Genomic DNA, 18,103 nt, shown 5'->3' with positions numbered 1-18,103 from the left:
GTACACAACAAACCGCTGCTAGACACGCAACGAACGGAAATTGATTGCATCAGGACCGGTATCTACCGTTGATTCATGACGTCCTTCGGTGTGGCTGCCGCCTCCCGGTCCGGTCACCGGCGCCGGCGCGACGTCCGACTGCGCAACTTCGTCATGACACCGCCGACGTACTTTGCCGTCGAATACTCGATCAACCCGTGGATGGATATCGAGGCGCCCGTCGACCCCGCACTGGCCCTGGCTCAGTGGGAGAGATTGCGGCGCACATATCAGGAACTCGGACACGTCGTCGACCTCGTCGAGCCTGTCCCCGGACTGCCTGACATGGTGTACGCCGCCAACGGCGGCCTGGTGGTCGGCGGTACAGCAGTGGTTGCGAAGTTCGCCTACCCGCAGCGCGCGGGCGAAACAGCCGCGTACGGCGCTTGGATGGTCCGCCACGGATACGAACCCGTACAGACGCGCCACACCAACGAAGGCCAGGGCGACCTGCTGGTCGCGGGTTCGATCCTGTTGGCAGGGTATGGATTTCGGACCGATCGCCGTGCACACGGCGAAATCGCGCAACTGGTCGGTCGACCGACGTACAGCTTCGAACTGGTCGATCCGCGGTTCTACCATCTCGATACCGCCCTTGCGGTACTCGACGACACGACGGTCGCGTATTACCCGCCGGCGTTCAGCAACGCCTCGCGGGTGAGCCTGCGGACACTGTTCCCCGACGCGATCGAGGTGGCGAGCACCGACGCCTACGTCTTCGGCCTCAACGTGGTGTCCGACGGGTGCAATGTCGTGCTGCCTGCCGCGGCGACCGGCTTCGCCGCCCAACTGCGCGACGCGGGATTCAACCCCATCGGCGTCGACCTGTCCGAGCTGTTCAAGGGCGGCGGCTCCATCAAATGCTGCACGTTGGAGGTACATTCGTGACCACGCTGGAAGCGACGGGAGCCGCGATCGCGATCGACGATCGCTGTGTGGCGCACAACTATGCACCGCTTCCCGTGGTCGCAGCGAGCGCCGAGGGCGCGTGGATCACCGATGTGGAGGGCCGCCGCTACCTGGACTGCCTGGCCGCATACTCGGCGGTCAACTTCGGCCACCGCAACCCGGAGATCACCGCCGTCGCACACGCGCAGCTGGACACCGTGACGTTGGTCAGCCGCGCGTTCCACTCCGAGCGGCTCGCACCCTTCTGCGCGGCGCTGGCCGAACTCTGCGGCAAGGACATGGTGCTGCCGATGAACAGCGGCGCCGAAGCGGTCGAGACCGGGATCAAGGTGGCCCGCAAATGGGGCACCGACGTCAAGGGTGTTCCCGCCGGCGCGTCGAATACCGTGGTGGCGGACAACAACTTCCACGGCCGCACGACCACGATCATCAGCTTCTCCGACGACGAGACGGCCCGCCGCGGCTTCGGTCCGTACACCCCCGGATTTCGTGCTGCGCCGTTCGGTGACGCCGACGCCTTCGCCGACGCGATCGACGACAACACCGTCGCGGTGCTGGTCGAACCGATCCAGGGTGAGGCGGGAATCATCGTTCCGCCCGACGACTTCCTGCCGCGGCTTCGCGCGTTGTGCACGCAGCGCAACGTGCTGTTGATCGCCGACGAAATTCACTCCGGGCTCGCCCGAACCGGGAAGACGTTCGCCTGCGAGCACTGGGGCGTTGTTCCCGATGTCTACCTGCTCGGAAAGGCGCTCGGCGGAGGGGTGCTGCCGTTGTCGGCGGTGGTGGCCGACTCCGAGATCCTGGGCGTGCTGCATCCTGGTGAGCACGGCTCCACCTTCGGCGGGAATCCACTGGCCGCGGCCATCGGCTCGACCGTGGTGGCGATCTTACGGCGTGGCGAATTCCAATGCCGCTCAGCACAACTCGGTGCGCACATGCACCACAGATTGCGACAGTTGACCGGTCACGGCGTCGTGGCGGTCCGCGGCAAGGGGCTGTGGGCCGGCGTCGACATCGATCCGGCGTTGGGCACCGCCAAACAGGTCAGCCTGCGCCTGGCGCGGCGCGGGGTCCTCGTCAAGGACACCCACGGTTCGACCCTGAGATTCGCTCCCCCGCTGGTGATCACCGAGCACGAGATCGATTGGGCCATCGACCAGTTCGCCGCCGTCCTGGCCGGCTAGCCCTTCGCGCGCGAAAGGTCAGTGTTTCATCGCGCCGCGGTCGACGGCGATCTGGCTGCCGGAGAGCGTCTTCGAGCCGTCACCGGCGAGCCACGCGACGACGTCGGCCACTTCCTCGGGCTCCATGAACCCCTGCAGACCCTTGTTCTCCTCGTCCAGCGGGTTATATGGCATCGGCGCGAAGCTGTGCAGATAACTCGGATGCTTGGCGAAGATCGCCATCATCGCGTCCTTCTCGACCATCGGCGTCTCGATGGAGTACGGATGGATCGAGTTCACCCGGATCCCGAACTCACCGGCCTCGATAGCCAACGCGTTGGTGAGCGCCGTCAGCCCGTGCTTGGACGCCGCGTAATGCGCGTTGCCGGGTGTCGCCTTCAGCCCGGCCGACGAGCTGACGATGATGACCGATCCGCCGTGACCCGCAGCGATCATCGCGGGCAGCGCCGCCCGGATGGTGCGCCACGTCCCGTTCAGGTTGACGTCGATGACGGTGTCCCACTGCTCTTCCGACATCTCCCAGATGCGGCCCCAGCTGAGCACACCGGCGTTGGCGACCAGGATGTCGAGCCTGCCGAACTGCTCGACACCGTCGGCGACCACCTGCTGCAGCGCGGCCAGGTCGCGGATGTCGACCTCACGGGCGAGCACCTTGCGGCCCGTCGCTTCGACCGCGCGCACCGTCTCGGCCAGGTCCTCCGACGTCGCCATCGGGTAGGTGATGGTCTCCGAGATCGGGGCGCATATGTCGATCGCGATGATGTCGGCGCCCTCGCCGGCCAGTCGGACCGCGTGCGCCCGACCCTGCCCGCGCGCGGCCCCGGTGATGAATGCCACTCGGCCTTCAAGTGGTCGGTTGATCGCCGTCACCGCCGCTCCTTCCGGGAACCTGCCCCACCGCGAGCGACCGTGTCTGTACGCGACACACCGCCCCGGCGCGGACATCCGCGGTCGCTCGCCGGAGGTGAGAGCCTGCGCACAGGCTAGTCGATGGGGTCGCGGATGATCGGGCAGGTCATACAGTGCCCGCCACCGCGGCCCCTGCCCAACTCGGCGCCGACGATGGTGATCACCTCGACACCGGCGCGACGCAGCAACGTGTTGGTGTGGGTGTTGCGGTCATAGGCGAACACCACGCCGGGTTCCACGGCGACCAGGTTGTTGCCGCTGTCCCACTGCTGACGTTCCGAGTCATAGGCCGTTCCGCCCGTCTCCACCACCCGCAGTTCGCTCAACCCGAGCGCGGATGCCACGACCTCGATGAAGGGCTTGTGCGCCTCGACCACCTCGACGCCGGGGGCGGCGTCGGCCGGGTACAGCGTGAATGTCTCCATGGCGTCGACGATCTCGGGATAGATGGTCACCACGTCGCGATCGGCGAACGTGAAGACGGTGTCCAGGTGCATGGCCGCCCGCAGCTTCGGCATACCGGCGACGATCACCTGGGTCGCCACGCCTTCATCGAACAGCTTCGCGGCCACCTGGGTGATGGCTTGCCGCGACGTCCGCTCGCTCATGCCGATGATTACGACGCCCTGGCCGGGCACCAGGACATCGCCCCCTTCGAAGGAGGCAAGACCCCACGACTGCTCCGGATCGCCCCACCACACCCGCGAGCCGACGAAGTCGGGATGGAATTGATAGATCGCCTTCATCAGCAACGTCTCGTCGTGCCGCGCGGGCCAGAACAGCGGGTTGAGCGTCAGTCCACCGTAGATCCAGCAGGTGGTGTCGCGGGTGTAGAGCGTGTTGGGTAGCGGAGGCATCAAATACTCGGTTACCCCTGCGTTTTCGCGTGCCAGGGACCGGTAGCCGGAGTGCAGTTCGCTCGGCAGGTCGCGGATGGACATGCCGCCGATCAGCAACTCCGCCAGCCGTTGCGGCTGTAGCTCCTCCAGGAATCCGCGTGTGTCGTCGACGAGGCCGAGACCCACTTCGTTGGCGACTATCTTGCGGTCCAGCAGCCACGCCTTCGCCTCCGGGATGGCCATCGTGTCGGCGAGCAGCTCGTGCAGTTCGACCACCTCGACGTCGCGCTCGCGCATCTTGTCGATGAAGTCGAAGTGGTCGCGCCGGGCATTCTGCACCCACAGCACGTCGTCGAACAACAACGCATCGCAGTTGGTCGGGGTCAGGCGTTCGTGGGCGAGTCCGGGTGAACAGACAAGCACCTTGCGCAGCTTGCCGACCTCGGAGTGGACACCATAGTCGGCAGATCGGTCGGACACTTCGATTCCTCTCGTGTGCACTAGATTTCGATCGCGCCGGTTGACAGCGACACGACGGCGATGATCGCGCCGAGCACGATCACGCCGAACAGGACAGCCTCAGCCGGGCGGAACACCCGCAGGCCCCGTTCCCTGCGGGCCCTGAAGTACAGCGCGGCGGCCGGCGCATAGAGGATGCAAGACAGCAGTAGCTTGTCCATCCCCGCGGCGTAGACGAGGAACAGGGTGTACACGGTTGCGATAGCGGCGATGCTCATATCGCCGACGAGTGACCTGCCGTCCTCGTAGGTCTCGCGCGTGGCCGTCAGCTTCAGGGCGTAGGCCGCCGCGAGCAGATACGGGATCAGCGACAGCGCCGCGGTGAGGTCCAACATGAAATCGAGCGCGTCCGCGGCGAACAGCAGCGCGACGAGCAGGAGCGTGGTCAGCGCCGCGGCCATGACCAGCGCGGCGACGGGAGCATCGTGGCGGTTGGTCCGCGCCAGAAACCGCGGCATGTCATCCGATTTCGCGGGGATGAACAGCACCTCAGCGGCCATCAATGTCCATGCGAGGTAGGCCCCGAGCACCGAGACGATCACGCCGACCTTGATGAACACCGCGCCCCAGGGGCCGACGATGGATTCCAGTACCGCCGCCATGGACGGTTGGCTGACACCTGCCAGTTCGTCCTGCGGCAGCACACCGTAGGAGACCAGCGTGACCATCGCAAAGACGCTGAGGACGCCGAGGAAGCCGAAGACCGTTGCCCGCCCGACATCTTCGCGCTTGCGCGCCATGCGCGAATACACCGCCGCGCCCTCGATGCCCAGAAAGACGAAGACCGTGATCAGCATCGTGCCAGTCGCTTGATCCCAGATCGATGCGAACGAGTATCCGCCGTCGGCGCCCCAGAAGTTGTCCGCGAAGACGCCGGCTTCGAACGCGATGATGGCGATCACGATGAACACGAGGATCGGCAGCACCTTGGCGACGGTGACGATGTAGTTGATCACCGCGGCGTCCCTGACCCCGCGCATGACCAGCGCAGCGAAAAGCCACACCCCGATGGCCGAAACCACCACGGCCAGCACGGTGTCGCCCGCGCCGAACGCCGGAACCACCGCGCTGAGCGTCGTGGTGATCAGGACCCAGTACGACACGTTGCCCGCGCAGGCCGACGCCCAGTAACCGATGGCGGAGTTGAATCCCACGTAGTCCCCGAAGCCGGCCTTGGCGTACGTGAAGATGCCCGCGTTCAGATCCGGCTTACGGATCGCCAGGCGCTGGAACACGAACGCCAGCATCAACATCCCGGAGCCGGCAATGGTCCAGGCGATGATCGCACCGAGCACGCCGGTCTCGGTTCCGAAGCGTCGAGGCAGCAGGAAGACGCCCGAACCGATCATCGACCCGACCACCATCGCGGTCAGGGTCGGCAGGCTGACCTTCTGTTCGGACTGCTCGGTGCGAGTCTCGGCTGAGGTCATGTCGCTTCTGCTTCCTTGGTGGGTGACGCCTTGACGAGTTTGAAGCCGGTGTAGCCGTACACCACGCTGAGAAGCGGGCTGACGATGTTGAAGACCGCGAAGGGCAGGTACGCAAGTGTCGACACTCCGAGAACCGCACTCATGAACGCGCCGCAGGAGTTCCACGGAACGAGCGCCGACGTCACCGTGCCGCTGTCTGCGGCGAGGCGAGACAGGTTCTGCGGCGCGAGACCGCGTTTCTCGAACTCGAGCCGGAAGACGCGGCTCGGGAGCACCAGTGCGATGTATTGGTCGCCCGCGACGATGTTGAGCCCGATGCCGGTGGCGAACACCGAAAGATAGAGTCGGCCAGTTGATTTCGCGGCTGCGATCATCGGATTGACGAGCCTGTCGATCAGCCCGAACTGCTCCAGCAACGCACCGAACGTCACCGCGCCGATGATCAACCAGATGGTGAGCAGCATGCTGTCCATACCACCGCGGGACAGCAGGCGGTCGATTTCGCCGATCCCCGAGTTGATGGTGAACCCGTTGGCCATCGCACGCCAAACAGCTTGTATTGAACCGATGACCACGTTGGTGCTGCCGTGAATCTCGCGAACGAAGCCTTCGACGACATCGTGTTGCAGGACAACGGCCTGGGCGCCGGCCCACAGCGAGGCCGCCAGCAATGCCAACGACGCGGGCGCCTTGCGGGCGGACAAGATGACGAGGACCGCCAGGGGCAGGAGGTTCAACGGGGTGATGGAAAAGATCTGGCTGAGCTTGGCGAGTTCGACTTCCTCACCGACGGTGTCCAGAGGCGGTGGACCGGCGACACCCAGGATCGTGAACACAACCGCCGCGATCACGAACGCCGGCACCGATGTCCACGCCTGACTGCGGATGTGCGTGTAGAGGTCGACCTTGACCATCTGCGCGGTCAGGATCGTCGTTTCCGACAACGGTGAGAGCTTGTCTCCCAGGTAGGCGCCCGAGATGACGGCACCGGCGGTGATGGCCGGTGACACCCCCAGCATCGTCGCGATGCCGACCAGACCGACGCCGACGGTTCCCGCTGTGGTCCATGAACTTCCGATCGACATCGCTACGCCACCACAGATGATCGCGGTGGCAACGTAGAAGTAACCCGGCGAGAGCACCTGAATGCCGTAATAGACCAACGTCGGGATGGTGCCGGACAGGTTCCATGTTCCGATCAGTGCGCCGACAGCAAGCAAGATGAACAGCGCGCTCGTGATCGACGACAGCGCGCCTTGGCCCGCCTCCTGCACTGCGCTCCAACGGTGCCCGTTCTTCAGCGCGATCAGGGCCGCGACCGCGCAGCACATCACCAACGCCACTTGAATGGGCCCGTCGAGGGCATCCAGTCCGAAAAGCGCTATCGAGCTGCCGATCAGCACGGTCAGCGCGACCAACGGAATGATGGCATCGGCCAGCGACGGACTCCGGATCGCCCTTTGCTCGAGCGAGTCCGTCATGGCAGCACCCCACGGAGGCGCGAGGCAGCACGACGAAACGGTATCAGCCGGCGACGGGGTTGAGGCGATAAACTAGAGGTCAGCGATTATCTGCTGGCGCTTCGCGGTGTATTCGTCGTTGGAAATCGAACCCATCGCGCGCAGCGTCTCGAGTTCCTGCAGGCGCTGTGCGGTCGACGGTTGAGGCGGTGCGATCGAGGCGGCCGCCGTCGGCGCGGCAGGAGGGGGCGACGGCACCGCGCCGGCCGGTGCCTGGTGAGTGGCTGCGCGGCGCACCACTTCCTGAACCTGTTGGCGGGCAGCGGGATTCGACCTCAAATCGATCATGTTGTTGAGACCGATGTTGTTGGCCTTGAGAATCTGCAGAATCTCCATCAGCGGCTCGGCCTGGCCCGTCAAGTCGTATGTTCGGTTGTCCTCGGCGATGGTGAAAGTCGCGGGCATCATCCCGCTGACCAAGCCGCTTCGCTCCCAATCGATCTGATACTCGCTTGTCATCGGGTCGACCAGCGCGACCAGCTTTCGGTTGGTGATCATCGGCAGCCTCGAAATCGAAGCGATGACCCGATCCTGGCTGGCGAACGGCGCGATACCGGGTCCCGAGATCTGCAGGTCCAGCTTCACCAACGGTTGTTCGTTGATACGCGTTCCGGTTTCGTGAATACCGGTGACTTGGGCTAACGCCAGCACTCCGGTCTGCTCGAGCGCGGCGGTCCTGGCGGCCGACCGGGCTCCTCCCGCGGTGATGGCCAACGCGATCAGCACATCAGCGGCGGTGATCAGCAGCCCCGTCCAGAACATCCACTTCAGCAGCGGGTCGCCACCCGTGGCGAAGTAGACCACCAGGAAGATCGGTCCGACGATCCCGCACAGCAGCACGAGGGCTTGGACCTTGATGTAACGCCACAACATCGCCTGCCACGCTCCCGTCGTCCGTGATCTGCGTGTCAGATTAACGCCAAATCACCGCTTGCGAGCCGTATCGTCGGGCGATGGCGGCGGGAGCAGGCACCCGGTCGCGATGGACCCTGGCTGCGGTCGCCATGGCACTGTTCTGTGTACAGATCGACTACTTCGCGATGAATCTCGCCCTCCCCAGAATCGCCGTCGAGTTCGGCACCGACACAGCGGAACTGCAATGGATCATCAGCGTGTACATGCTCGCTCTGGGGGCCTTCATGGTGCCCGCGGGCCGTATCGCTGATATCTTCGGCCGCCGCCGGGCGCTGCTGACAGGCGTGGCGTTGTTCGGCGCGGCTTCGGTGGCCTGCGCGCTGGCACCGTCGCCGGGCATGCTGATCACCTTCAGGGCGGTGCAAGGGATCGGCGCAGCCCTGATCTTTCCCGCGTCGATCAGCGTGCTGACCAACGCCTACGAGACCGCCAGGGCCGGCAAAGCTATCGGATTGGCCTATGGCATAGCGGCTTTGGGGAACGCCGCGGGTCCACTCATCGGCGGGGTGTTCACCGACACCATCGGCTGGCGGTGGATCTTCTGGCTGAACCTGCCGCTGACGTTGGTGTCGCTCGTGATCGGGGCGAGGGTCATCAGCGAATCGTTCGATGAGTCGGCGCCACGGCGCATCGACGTGGCGGGACTGGCGCTCATCAGCACCGGAATCGGATTGTTCACGTTGACGTTTGACCGCGCGCCCAGCTGGGGCTGGCTTTCGGTTACGACGATGATCGCGCTCGCCGGATCACTGCTTGCGCTCGCCGCGTTCGTCGTCGTCGAGAACAGAGTTCGGTGGCCGCTGGTGGATCTGTCGCTCGCGCGCAACGCAAGATTCACGATCCTGGTGATGGCCGGCGCCGTCGCGAACATCGCGTACGCGGTGACCATCTTCTTGTCCACGCTGTCCCTACAGGAGGTCCGTGGACTCGATCCGTTGACCGCGGGACTGATCTTCCTCGGCCCGTCGGCGGGCGCAGCCCTCGGCGGTGTGCTGGCCGGCCGGCTCGCCGCCCGTCGTGCACCGGTATCGGTGATGGCCGCGACGACGGTTGTCGCCGCCCTGAGCCTGTGTGCACTCGCTGGACTCCGCGGGTGGACGCTGTATCTGCTCGCGCTGAGCGCATGCGGCCTGACGCTGGGCCTGGTCTATGCCTTCACCACTGTCGCGACGCAGGCGGTGGTGCCTCCCGAGCGGGCGGGAGAGGCGGCCGGGGTCACGCTGACGGTCTTGGTATCGCTGGCCGGCGTCGGCGTGGCGGTGTCGTCGACGGTGCTGGAGATGCTGCAACGCAACGGAATACCGACAGCGCGTGCGATCGACGCCATACTTGCCGTGCTCGGCGTGCTTCTCCTGGCGGCGGGCACGGTCGTGTTGTGGACCGCCCGGCGATCGGTTACTCGCTCGGCGCCGTCGCGGCCATCGGCGTCGCAGCGGCCAGCGGGATGACCGGAAGCGCCTCGGGAGCCTGCGTGGTGACGGGGCCGGGGCCGATGAGTTGATACAGCGGCTGAGTCCAGCGGTATCCACCCGAGGACTTCGTGTAGCTGGTGTGGATGAGCGTCGAGACCTTCGACACTTCTTCGGCGTCGGGGTCGTAGTCGCAGACCGCATCGCCGAGCTCACACACGCTGATCGTGCGTGCGCCGATGGCCGGCGGGAGCGGCTTGGGCGCGTGCGCGAGAATCGGCCAGTCCTGGGCAACCCCCTTGCCGGCGCCCGGGACGCTGGTGACCGAGCCGATGTTGATGGTCGGGTCGGCGGGCAGGCGGTCGCCGTCGGCGATCAGCAACGCGGCCACCACGTTCGGATTCGTGCCGGCGGCGTGCAGATTGCGGTGCACCACCATCGCGCCCTGCGAATACCCGGCGAGCACCACCTTCGACTCGGGGCAACGTTGAGTGAACGCCGTGTACTGCGACTCGAGCGCGGCCGCGCCGGTGTCGACGCTGCCCATGAAGCCCATCCATTCCCCGACGCCGCCGTCGTCATCGGGCACCGGTACAGCGGGATATTCGACAGCCTCGGCCGTCATCGTGCGACCGTCGGCGGTCACCAGCTGCTGCACGTCGAGGTAGGACTGGTAGATGTCGTCGCCCATTCCGGCGTTCGAGCTCAGGTCGCCGTCCCGCTGTCCCGACCCCGCGGCGCCGAACCAGTGCACATCGGGGCAGCCGGGTGCGGCCTGCGCCGAAGCGGTGGAAAGACCCGCGAATGCGGCACCCGCGATCGCGGCGGCGCTGGCGAGCGTGGTGAGACGACCGAACATGAACCCTTACCCTTCTCCGCCCCGACCAGGGCATACGCGAAATACATCGTCGCGGCGTCCACCGGCGTTACTCCCCACATTCGCGAGATGTACACCAGGGTCGCGGTCGTCGAAGAATCGCAGCCCTGTTGTACGTTTCGCGAAGCGCACATACGAAAGCGGCGCCCCGGAAAGGTGAGCGCCGCTTCGCAGCAGTCGGAAACTACTTGACGATCTTGGTGACCCGGCCGGCGCCGACGGTACGACCGCCCTCGCGAATCGCGAAGCGCAGACCCTCGTCCATGGCGACGGGCTGGATCAGCTTGACGGAGATGTCGGTGTTGTCACCGGGCATCACCATCTCGGTGCCCTCCGGCAGCGTCACCACGCCGGTCACGTCCGTGGTACGGAAGTAGAACTGCGGACGGTAGTTGTTGAAGAACGGCGTGTGACGACCGCCCTCGTCCTTGGACAGGATGTAGACCTGGCCCTCGAACTCGGTGTGCGGCGTCGTGGTGCCGGGCTTCACGACGACCTGACCGCGCTCGACGTCCTCACGCTTGATGCCGCGCAGCAGCAGACCGACGTTGTCGCCGGCCTGGCCCTGGTCGAGCAGCTTGCGGAACATCTCGACACCGGTGACCGTGGTCTTGGTGGTGTCGGGGCGGATGCCGACGATCTCGACTTCCTCGTTCACGTTGATCACGCCACGCTCGACGCGACCGGTGACCACGGTGCCGCGGCCGGTGATGGTGAAGACGTCCTCGACGGGCATCAGGAACGGCTTGTCGGTCTCGCGGACGGGGTCCGGGATCGACTCGTCGACGGCCTCCATGAGCTCCTCGACCGACTTGACCCACTTCTCGTCGCCCTCGAGGGCCTTGAGCGCCGACACGCGAATGACCGGAGCGTCCTCGTCGAAGTCCTGGGCGGCCAGCAGTTCGCGGACCTCCATCTCGACGAGCTCGATGAGCTCCTCGTCGTCGACGGCGTCGGCCTTGTTCAGCGCGACCAGGATGTAGGGCACGCCAACCTGACGGGCGAGCAGCACGTGCTCACGCGTCTGCGGCATCGGGCCGTCGGTCGCCGCGACCACCAGGATCGCGCCGTCCATCTGGGCGGCGCCGGTGATCATGTTCTTGATGTAGTCGGCGTGACCGGGGGCGTCGACGTGCGCGTAGTGGCGCTTGTCGGTCTGGTACTCCACGTGGGAGATGTTGATCGTGATGCCGCGCTGACGCTCCTCAGGCGCATTGTCGATCTGGTCGAATGCGCGCGACTCATTCAACTCCGGGAACTTGTCGTGCAGCACCTTGGTGATTGCTGCGGTCAGCGTCGTCTTGCCGTGGTCAACGTGACCGATGGTCCCGATGTTGACGTGCGGCTTCGTCCGCTCGAACTTCGCCTTCGCCACTGTGTGGTCCTCCTGGACTGTTAGTGCTTGTCTAAAGCAGTGTTGATCTTTGCAGTTGTTTCTCGCCGCGACGCAACCGGGGTTACTGCCCGGTCGCCTTCGCGATGATCTCCTTCGACACGGCCGCCGGAACTTCGGCGTACGAGTCGAACACCATGGAGTAGTTAGCCCGGCCCTGGGTCTTCGACCGAAGGTCGCCGACATAGCCGAACATCTCCGACAGCGGTACCAGCGCCTTGACGACGCGGGCACCCGATCGCTCCTCCATGGCCTGGATCTGACCACGGCGGGAGTTCAGGTCGCCGATCACGTCACCCATGTAGTCCTCGGGTGTGGTCACTTCGACCGCCATGATCGGCTCGAGGATCACCGGCTGCGCAGCCTGTGCCGCTTTCTTCAGCACCTGCGAACCCGCGACCTTGAAGGCCATTTCCGACGAGTCCACCTCGTGGTAGGCGCCGTCGAGCAGCGTCACCTTGAGGTTGACCAGCGGGTACCCGGCCAGCACGCCGTACTGCATGGCGTCCTGGGCGCCGGCGTCGACCGACGGAATGTACTCCCGAGGGATACGGCCACCGGTGACCTTGTTCTCGAACTCGTAGGTCGCCCCGTCCTCGCCGGTGAACGGCTCGAGGTCGATGAGAACCTTCGCGAACTGGCCCGAACCACCCGTCTGCTTCTTGTGGGTGAACTCGACCTTCTCGACCTTGCGCTTGATGGTCTCGCGGTAGGCCACCTGGGGCTTGCCGACGTTGGCCTCGACCTTGAACTCGCGCTTCATCCGGTCGACGAGGATGTCGAGGTGAAGCTCGCCCATACCGCCGATGACGGTCTGGCCGGTCTCCTGGTCCAGGTGGACCTTGAACGTCGGATCCTCTTCGGCCAGCTTCTGGATCGCCGTGCCGAGCTTCTCCTGGTCGCTCTTGGTCTTGGGCTCGATGGCCACCTCGATGACCGGGTCCGGGAACGTCATCGACTCGAGCACGATCTGCTCGTTGGCGTCGGACAGGGTGTCGCCGGTGGTGGTGTCCTTGAGGCCGATCACCGCGTAGATGTGCCCCGCGGAGGCCCGCTCGACAGGGTTCTCCTTGTTGGCGTGCATCTGGAACAGCTTGCCCAGCCGCTCCTTCTTGCCCTTGGTGGAGTTGATGACCTGCGAACCGGACTCGACGGTGCCGGAGTAGACGCGGACGTAGGTCAGCTTGCCGAAGAACGGGTGCACCGCGATCTTGAACGCCAGGGCCGAGAACGGCTCGTCGGTCGACGGCTTGCGGCTGATGGCCTCGTCCTCTTTGCCCGGCACGTGGCCCTGCACGGACTCCACGTCCAGCGGGGACGGCAGGTAGTCGATGACAGCGTCGAGCATGGGCTGCACGCCCTTGTTCTTGAACGCGCTGCCACACAGGACCGGGTACAGCTCCGAGCCGACGGTCAGCTTGCGGATCGCCGCCTTGATCTCGGCGACCGAGAGTTCCTCGCCGCCGACGTACTTGTCCAGCAGCGCCTCGTCCGTCTCGGCGACGGCCTCGAGCAGCTTGGTGCGGTACTCCTCGGCCTTCTCGGCGAGCTCGGCCGGAATGTCTTCGACCTCGTACTTCTCGCCGAGGGCGGTTTCACCGCGCCACACCTTGGCCTTCATCTCGACCAGGTCGACGACGCCGATGAAGTCGTTCTCGGCGCCGATCGGCAACTGGATCACCAACGGCGTCGCCCCCAGGCGCTCCTCGATGGTGCGCACCGTGAAGTAGAAGTCGGCGCCCAGCTTGTCCATCTTGTTGACGAAGCAGATGCGCGGAACGTCGTACTTGTCGGCCTGGCGCCAGACCTGCTCGGACTGCGGCTCCACGCCTTCTTTACCGTCGAACACCGCAACGGCACCGTCGAGCACACGCAGGCTGCGCTCCACCTCGACGGTGAAGTCGACGTGGCCCGGGGTGTCGATGATGTTGATCTGGTTGTCATTCCAGAAACAGGTGACGGCCGCGGAGGTGATGGTGATACCGCGCTCCTGCTCCTGTTCCATCCAGTCGGTGGTCGAAGCGCCGTCGTGCGTCTCACCGATCTTGTAGTTGACACCGGTGTAGTACAGGATGCGTTCGGTCGTCGTGGTCTTACCGGCATCGATGTGCGCCATGATGCCGATGTTGCGGACCTTGTTCAGGTCGGTTAGCACGTCCTTCTGTGCCACAGAAGTCTTCTCTTTCGCTTGGTAGTTGCTGTTGTCATTTCGCCCCGGCGACACCGCTTTGTGCCATCTCGTCGCTCGCGACTCCGGGGCGTCACATCACCAGCGGTAGTGCGCGAACGCGCGGTTTGCCTCGGCCATCTTGTGGGTGTCCTCACGCCGCTTCACGGCGGCACCCAGACCATTGCTGGCGTCGAGGATCTCGTTGGCCAGGCGCTCGACCATGGTCTTCTCGCGACGGGCCTTGGAGAAGCTGACCAGCCAGCGAAGTGCCAGCGTGACCGAGCGATCCGGACGCACCTCCACGGGAACCTGGTAGGTGGCGCCACCGACGCGACGGCTACGAACCTCGAGTGCCGGCTTGACGTTGTCCAGAGCGCGCTTGAGGGTGACCACCGGATCGGTGCCGGTCTTGTCGCGGGCCTGTTCGAGCGCACCATAGACAATGCGCTCGGCCAACGATTTCTTCCCGTCCATCAGAACCTTGTTGACCAGCTGGGTCACCAGCTGCGACCCGTACACCGGATCGTTGACCAACGGACGCTTGGGCGCCGGTCCCTTGCGCGGCATCAGCTCTTCTCCTTCTTGGCGCCGTAGCGGCTGCGCGCCTGCTTGCGGTTCTTCACGCCCTGGGTGTCCAGCGAGCCGCGAATGATCTTGTAGCGCACGCCGGGCAGGTCCTTCACACGGCCGCCGCGCACCAGCACCATCGAGTGCTCCTGCAGGTTGTGTCCCTCGCCCGGGATGTAGGCGGTGACCTCGACCGCGCTGGTCAGCTTGACGCGCGCGACCTTCCGAAGCGCCGAGTTCGGCTTCTTCGGGGTGGTCGTGTACACGCGGGTGCACACTCCGCGGCGCTGCGGGCTGCCCTTGAGGGCCGCGGTCTTCGCCTTGGCGGGCTTGTCGTGGCGACCCTTGCGGACCAGCTGCTGGATGGTTGGCATCTACCGGCTTTCTGTGTTGCTGCTTTTTAGTTCTGGTCAAGTCTGTGTACTGCGCTTTTGTCCCGGACACGTACCCCGCGACCGGGTGTGTCGCACGCGCCCGCCCGAAGCAAGTCGAAGGCAACTTGAAGGCATTGCCTCAATTCTCGGAGCATGGCGACATGCGAATTGGCCCGGCGTGCAGGCACGCTTAGCAGGTCCATTTCGTCCACGCACCCGCGAAGCGCCTTATCTGCCAGGCACGATCGTCCACAATACCAGCACAGGGGCAGCGCTCCAAACCCGCGCTCCGCGCCCTAACCGCAGGTCAGATCGCCTTCTCCGAAGGCCGCGGAGTGTATGGCTAACGACGCTCCATCCCGGAGGCCAGCCGCATCACCATGTCGCTGTATACCGCGTCGGTGTCGATACCGTCCATCGCCCCGGTCATCTCCAGCAGGACGAAACCGTGCATGGCCGACCAGAACTCCAACGCCGCATAGAACGCGTTCTCACCCTCCAGTCCGTAGGAACCCAGGACCGCGATGACCGGCGCGGCCGCGGCCCGGGTGGCTTCGGTGAACTCCGGGTCGTCACCACCCAGCGGCATCCGGGTGAAGGCCGAATACCGTCCCGGATGGTGATGGGCGTAGCTGCGGTAGGCGCTGGCCATCGCGGTGACCGCGTCGTCGCGGGTGCGGCCCTCTGCGACGTTGGTGAGCATCCCGATGATGTCGCCGACGACGCGCATCCGCACTGTTCGGCGCAGGTCCTCGAGGCTGTTGACGTGGTTGTACAGCGACGGGCCCTTGGTGCCGAGCTGGGTGGCGAGCGCGTTGATGGTCAGCGCGTCCCAGCCTTCGCGATCCAGGAATGTCAGCGCGGCGTTGACGATGGTCTCGCGGCTGAGCCGGGGGACTCTCCTGGCCGAGGTGCCCGGGGGTTGTGCCATGCGCGCTTCGCCCCCCTGCCGTCTCGTCTGCCCTTGCTGATACCCGGAGAAAACTAACACCTCTAGTTCCCTCGCGGTCAGTTGACGCGCTCCTGACTGAGCTCGGCGAGTTGTTCGGTGATCGAGCACAGATCGGGCAGCGTCGCGGGGTTCATCGTCTGGATGGACCACGTGATGACGTCGCCGCCCTTGGCCACGTAGAAACTGCACGCATTGCCGTCGAACGCCTTGAACCCTTTGTTGCCGTCGAGGGACAGTTCGGTCAAGGTGCGGCCGGCCTGTTGTTCCAGCGACCGCTCGGTGTCCATATCGCTGCCGCGGTACCACCAGGTCGAGATCCCCATTCCCGCCCCGACGGTGCCGAACATCGTGTTCTCCTGCCAGAAGCAGCCTGCGTCGCTGACGACAGCCCTGGTGAACTCGTCTGACCCGGCGGCCGCCGCGATGTCGGTGTCGGTGATGCCGTTGCAGTCCCCGCTGCGGAACCCGGCGCCCGGGTTGGCGGTCGCCGGAGAGGTCGGCGCCTCGTCGGTCGATCCGCACGCTGTGAGCGCCGCGGCGCAAGCGGTGAGCGCGACGAACCGCCGATTCCAGCAGGCGAACACGGTCACATCTCCGACTTCAGGGTGGCCGAAAGGAGCTTCTGCGCTTCCTGGCATGGATCACCGGTGCGTTGATCGCGGAACTGCACCCACCAACTCAGCACCCCGGTGCCCGCGGCGGCGGTGACCGAGCAGGCCGCGCCGGTGATGTCCCGGCGCGCGACGAACGCCGGGTGGCGCTCGACCACGGTTTCGGTGATCGTCGCGCCGCGCCCGACGGCAAGCGCGCGTTCGCGATCGAGGCTTCCGGTCTGGAACCAGGAGAAGGTCGCGTCGATGATCACGTCGCCGCGGAACGACACGTACTGGCAGACCGCTCCGCTGTAGGGCCGCACGACGCTGTCGGCGCCCAGGATCTGCTGGACGGTGTCGTCGTCGAGCAGGGCGCAGCGGTCGTCGACGTAACCGTAGTTGCGTTTGGGATCGGGTACCGCGGGTGTGGCCCGCTGCGCGGTTCCGCTGACGGTCTCAGCACACCCCGCCACCGTCACCACCGCCACGACCGCCGCGACAGCAATCGGAAACCGCCAACGCATCGCTGCTCACGCTACCCAGCGCCACCGTTAATAGCGACTCGGGTGAACGTCTGTGGATCTCACCGGTCGCGTCGTACGCTTCCTCCATGATGTGGACAGCTGTGAGTCGGTCGCTTGCGGCATCGGCCGCGGTGTTTCCGCTGATTCTCGCCGCCCCCGTGGCGCAGGCGGAACCGGTGGTCTGCAATCCGTTGGCGCGTGAGTGCGCCGATAACAGTGTCGTGGGTCGCCATCAGGGAACCGACACCACCATCACGGGTATCGGCGTCGTCGAGACGATCGACTGCGCCAACTCCACGCTGCTCGTCAACGGCGCCAACAACCAGATCACCACGCTGGGGACCTGTTGGGCAGTGACGATGCAGGGCAACGGCAATGTCGTCGTCGCCGACAACGTGATCAACGACATCACGGTCTACGGCTGGGATCAGACCGTGCTGTACAAGAACGGCAACCCGATCGTCTTGGACCGCGGACGTGAATTGGGGATGACCAACCGCATCAACCGGGTACCCGCGTGAGCATGCGCGCCACATCCATCGCTTATCCGCTCATCGGTGCCACCGCCGCCGCGTTTCTGCTCGCGGGGTGCGGATCGGAAAGTTCGGACACCAACACCCCCACCGCGACGGCGGGCACGTCGGGCGCCCAGGTCGAGGTCGGCAACACGATCAACTACGGATCCTTCGGCACGACCGCCGACATCGACTGCGCCGACGGCAAATCGCTGAACATCGGCGGGTCGAACAACACCCTGACGGTGAAGGGCACCTGCGCGAACGTCAACATCGGCGGCGCCGACAACAAGGTCACCTTCGAGCGGGTCGACAAGGAGATCAGCGTCGTCGGCCTCAACAACACGGTGACGTACAGAGACGGTGATCCGAAGATCAACGACACCGGCAACAACAACAAGATCACCAAGGGCTGAAAACCCTTCCCCTCGCTGTCGTCATTGCCGCGAGCGTCCGTGTTTG

The 18,103-nt window shown here is 65.3% G+C and carries 18 protein-coding genes; 5 read left to right on the top strand and 13 right to left on the bottom strand.

Translation table 11 applies throughout. From position 1 onward, the window contains the following. The first annotated feature begins 75 nt into the window (after positions 1-75). Together ddaH and rocD are read left to right on the top strand one after the other, a co-directional pair. Positions 76-927: a dimethylargininase gene (ddaH, locus tag AU072_RS20645; RefSeq protein WP_064415503.1), complete on the top strand. Its 852-nt coding sequence runs from the start codon at positions 76-78 to the stop codon at positions 925-927. Beyond that, positions 900-2,135, top strand: a complete 1,236-nt coding sequence (gene rocD / locus AU072_RS20640; protein WP_064415502.1) for an ornithine--oxo-acid transaminase — start codon at positions 900-902, stop codon at positions 2,133-2,135. Before ddaH ends, rocD begins: the two co-directional genes overlap by 28 nt. An 18-nt stretch (positions 2,136-2,153) precedes the next feature. Here the strand turns inward: rocD and AU072_RS20635 are convergent, their stop codons facing one another. The 5 genes from AU072_RS20635 to AU072_RS20615 all read right to left on the bottom strand — a co-directional run bounded on the left by AU072_RS20635 (position 2,154) and on the right by AU072_RS20615 (position 8,225). Further along, on the bottom strand, positions 2,154-3,005 hold the full coding sequence (locus AU072_RS20635) for a mycofactocin-coupled SDR family oxidoreductase (protein ID WP_064415501.1): 852 nt from the start codon (positions 3,003-3,005) through the stop codon (positions 2,154-2,156). Positions 3,006-3,118: 113 nt separating this feature from the next. After that, the gene (locus tag AU072_RS20630; protein ID WP_064415590.1) at positions 3,119-4,363 is read right to left on the bottom strand and encodes an arginine deiminase; all 1,245 of its coding nucleotides are present in this window, start codon (positions 4,361-4,363) and stop codon (positions 3,119-3,121) included. Positions 4,364-4,383: 20 nt separating this feature from the next. Then, entirely contained in the window at positions 4,384-5,832 is a 1,449-nt protein-coding gene (locus AU072_RS20625; RefSeq protein ID WP_064415500.1) for a basic amino acid/polyamine antiporter, read from the bottom strand. Further along, the gene (gene nhaC / locus AU072_RS20620; RefSeq protein WP_064415499.1) at positions 5,829-7,313 is read right to left on the bottom strand and encodes a Na+/H+ antiporter NhaC; all 1,485 of its coding nucleotides are present in this window, start codon (positions 7,311-7,313) and stop codon (positions 5,829-5,831) included. The genes AU072_RS20625 and nhaC overlap by 4 nt, the downstream gene beginning before the upstream one ends. 72 nt (positions 7,314-7,385) lie before the next feature. Then, the gene (locus AU072_RS20615) at positions 7,386-8,225 is read right to left on the bottom strand and encodes an SHOCT domain-containing protein (RefSeq protein WP_064415498.1); all 840 of its coding nucleotides are present in this window, start codon (positions 8,223-8,225) and stop codon (positions 7,386-7,388) included. An 80-nt stretch (positions 8,226-8,305) separates the two neighbouring features. On the opposite strand from AU072_RS20615, the gene AU072_RS20610 reads away from it, so the two are divergent. Further along, positions 8,306-9,715 carry an MFS transporter gene (locus AU072_RS20610; RefSeq protein WP_235629849.1) on the top strand — a complete coding sequence of 470 codons (1,410 nt, stop codon included), beginning with the start codon at positions 8,306-8,308 and terminating at the stop codon, positions 9,713-9,715. On the opposite strand, the gene AU072_RS20605 is transcribed toward AU072_RS20610, so the two are convergent. The 8 genes from AU072_RS20605 to AU072_RS20570 form a co-directional block, all read right to left on the bottom strand. After that, positions 9,663-10,535: a cutinase family protein gene (locus AU072_RS20605; protein WP_064415497.1), complete on the bottom strand. Its 873-nt coding sequence runs from the start codon at positions 10,533-10,535 to the stop codon at positions 9,663-9,665. The two genes, AU072_RS20610 and AU072_RS20605, sit on opposite strands and share 53 nt — an antisense overlap. Positions 10,536-10,737: 202 nt before the next feature. Then, positions 10,738-11,928: an elongation factor Tu gene (gene tuf, locus AU072_RS20600; RefSeq protein WP_064345574.1), complete on the bottom strand. Its 1,191-nt coding sequence runs from the start codon at positions 11,926-11,928 to the stop codon at positions 10,738-10,740. 82 nt (positions 11,929-12,010) lie between these two features. Beyond that, positions 12,011-14,116: an elongation factor G gene (fusA, locus tag AU072_RS20595; protein ID WP_082680794.1), complete on the bottom strand. Its 2,106-nt coding sequence runs from the start codon at positions 14,114-14,116 to the stop codon at positions 12,011-12,013. Positions 14,117-14,212: 96 nt separating this feature from the next. Further along, the gene (gene rpsG, locus AU072_RS20590) at positions 14,213-14,683 is read right to left on the bottom strand and encodes a 30S ribosomal protein S7 (protein WP_064345573.1); all 471 of its coding nucleotides are present in this window, start codon (positions 14,681-14,683) and stop codon (positions 14,213-14,215) included. Beyond that, the gene (gene rpsL, locus AU072_RS20585) at positions 14,683-15,057 is read right to left on the bottom strand and encodes a 30S ribosomal protein S12 (protein WP_064345572.1); all 375 of its coding nucleotides are present in this window, start codon (positions 15,055-15,057) and stop codon (positions 14,683-14,685) included. Before rpsL ends, rpsG begins: the two co-directional genes overlap by 1 nt. A 343-nt stretch (positions 15,058-15,400) precedes the next feature. Beyond that, positions 15,401-15,988, bottom strand: a complete 588-nt coding sequence (locus tag AU072_RS20580) for a TetR/AcrR family transcriptional regulator (RefSeq protein WP_064415496.1) — start codon at positions 15,986-15,988, stop codon at positions 15,401-15,403. A 77-nt stretch (positions 15,989-16,065) separates the two neighbouring features. Continuing rightward, on the bottom strand, positions 16,066-16,599 hold the full coding sequence (locus tag AU072_RS20575; protein WP_235629848.1) for a DUF3558 domain-containing protein: 534 nt from the start codon (positions 16,597-16,599) through the stop codon (positions 16,066-16,068). Further along, positions 16,596-17,126, bottom strand: a complete 531-nt coding sequence (locus AU072_RS20570) for a DUF3558 domain-containing protein (RefSeq protein WP_064415495.1) — start codon at positions 17,124-17,126, stop codon at positions 16,596-16,598. Before AU072_RS20570 ends, AU072_RS20575 begins: the two co-directional genes overlap by 4 nt. An 86-nt stretch (positions 17,127-17,212) precedes the next feature. Between AU072_RS20570 and AU072_RS20565 the strand changes: the two genes are divergently transcribed. Both AU072_RS20565 and AU072_RS20560 read left to right on the top strand, forming a co-directional pair. Then, positions 17,213-17,647, top strand: coding sequence for a DUF3060 domain-containing protein (locus tag AU072_RS20565; RefSeq protein ID WP_064415494.1), 435 nt, complete (start codon positions 17,213-17,215; stop codon positions 17,645-17,647). A 2-nt stretch (positions 17,648-17,649) separates the two neighbouring features. Then, entirely contained in the window at positions 17,650-18,057 is a 408-nt protein-coding gene (locus tag AU072_RS20560; protein WP_064345568.1) for a DUF3060 domain-containing protein, read from the top strand. Positions 18,058-18,103: the final 46 nt, after the last annotated feature.

Origin of the sequence: Mycolicibacterium novocastrense, from assembly GCF_001499835.1 — a bacterium.
GTDB lineage: Bacteria > Actinomycetota > Actinomycetes > Mycobacteriales > Mycobacteriaceae > Mycobacterium > Mycobacterium novocastrense.
The sequence above is the reverse complement of the archived record's forward strand: the minus strand, read 5'-3'. Positions and strand labels throughout refer to the sequence as shown.

Coding starts and splice junctions, on each gene's coding strand:
- AU072_RS20560 (WP_064345568.1), top strand. CDS start 17,650: ATGCGCGCCACATCCATCGCTTATCCGCTCATCGGTGCCACCGCCGCC.
- ddaH (WP_064415503.1), top strand. CDS start 76: ATGACGTCCTTCGGTGTGGCTGCCGCCTCCCGGTCCGGTCACCGGCGC.
- rocD (WP_064415502.1), top strand. CDS start 900: ATGCTGCACGTTGGAGGTACATTCGTGACCACGCTGGAAGCGACGGGA.
- AU072_RS20615 (WP_064415498.1), bottom strand. CDS start 8,225: ATGTTGTGGCGTTACATCAAGGTCCAAGCCCTCGTGCTGCTGTGCGGG.
- AU072_RS20610 (WP_235629849.1), top strand. CDS start 8,306: ATGGCGGCGGGAGCAGGCACCCGGTCGCGATGGACCCTGGCTGCGGTC.
- AU072_RS20580 (WP_064415496.1), bottom strand. CDS start 15,988: ATGGCACAACCCCCGGGCACCTCGGCCAGGAGAGTCCCCCGGCTCAGC.
- AU072_RS20605 (WP_064415497.1), bottom strand. CDS start 10,535: ATGTTCGGTCGTCTCACCACGCTCGCCAGCGCCGCCGCGATCGCGGGT.
- AU072_RS20625 (WP_064415500.1), bottom strand. CDS start 5,832: ATGACCTCAGCCGAGACTCGCACCGAGCAGTCCGAACAGAAGGTCAGC.
- AU072_RS20565 (WP_064415494.1), top strand. CDS start 17,213: ATGATGTGGACAGCTGTGAGTCGGTCGCTTGCGGCATCGGCCGCGGTG.
- rpsG (WP_064345573.1), bottom strand. CDS start 14,683: ATGCCGCGCAAGGGACCGGCGCCCAAGCGTCCGTTGGTCAACGATCCG.
- nhaC (WP_064415499.1), bottom strand. CDS start 7,313: ATGACGGACTCGCTCGAGCAAAGGGCGATCCGGAGTCCGTCGCTGGCC.
- rpsL (WP_064345572.1), bottom strand. CDS start 15,057: ATGCCAACCATCCAGCAGCTGGTCCGCAAGGGTCGCCACGACAAGCCC.
- AU072_RS20570 (WP_064415495.1), bottom strand. CDS start 17,126: ATGCGTTGGCGGTTTCCGATTGCTGTCGCGGCGGTCGTGGCGGTGGTG.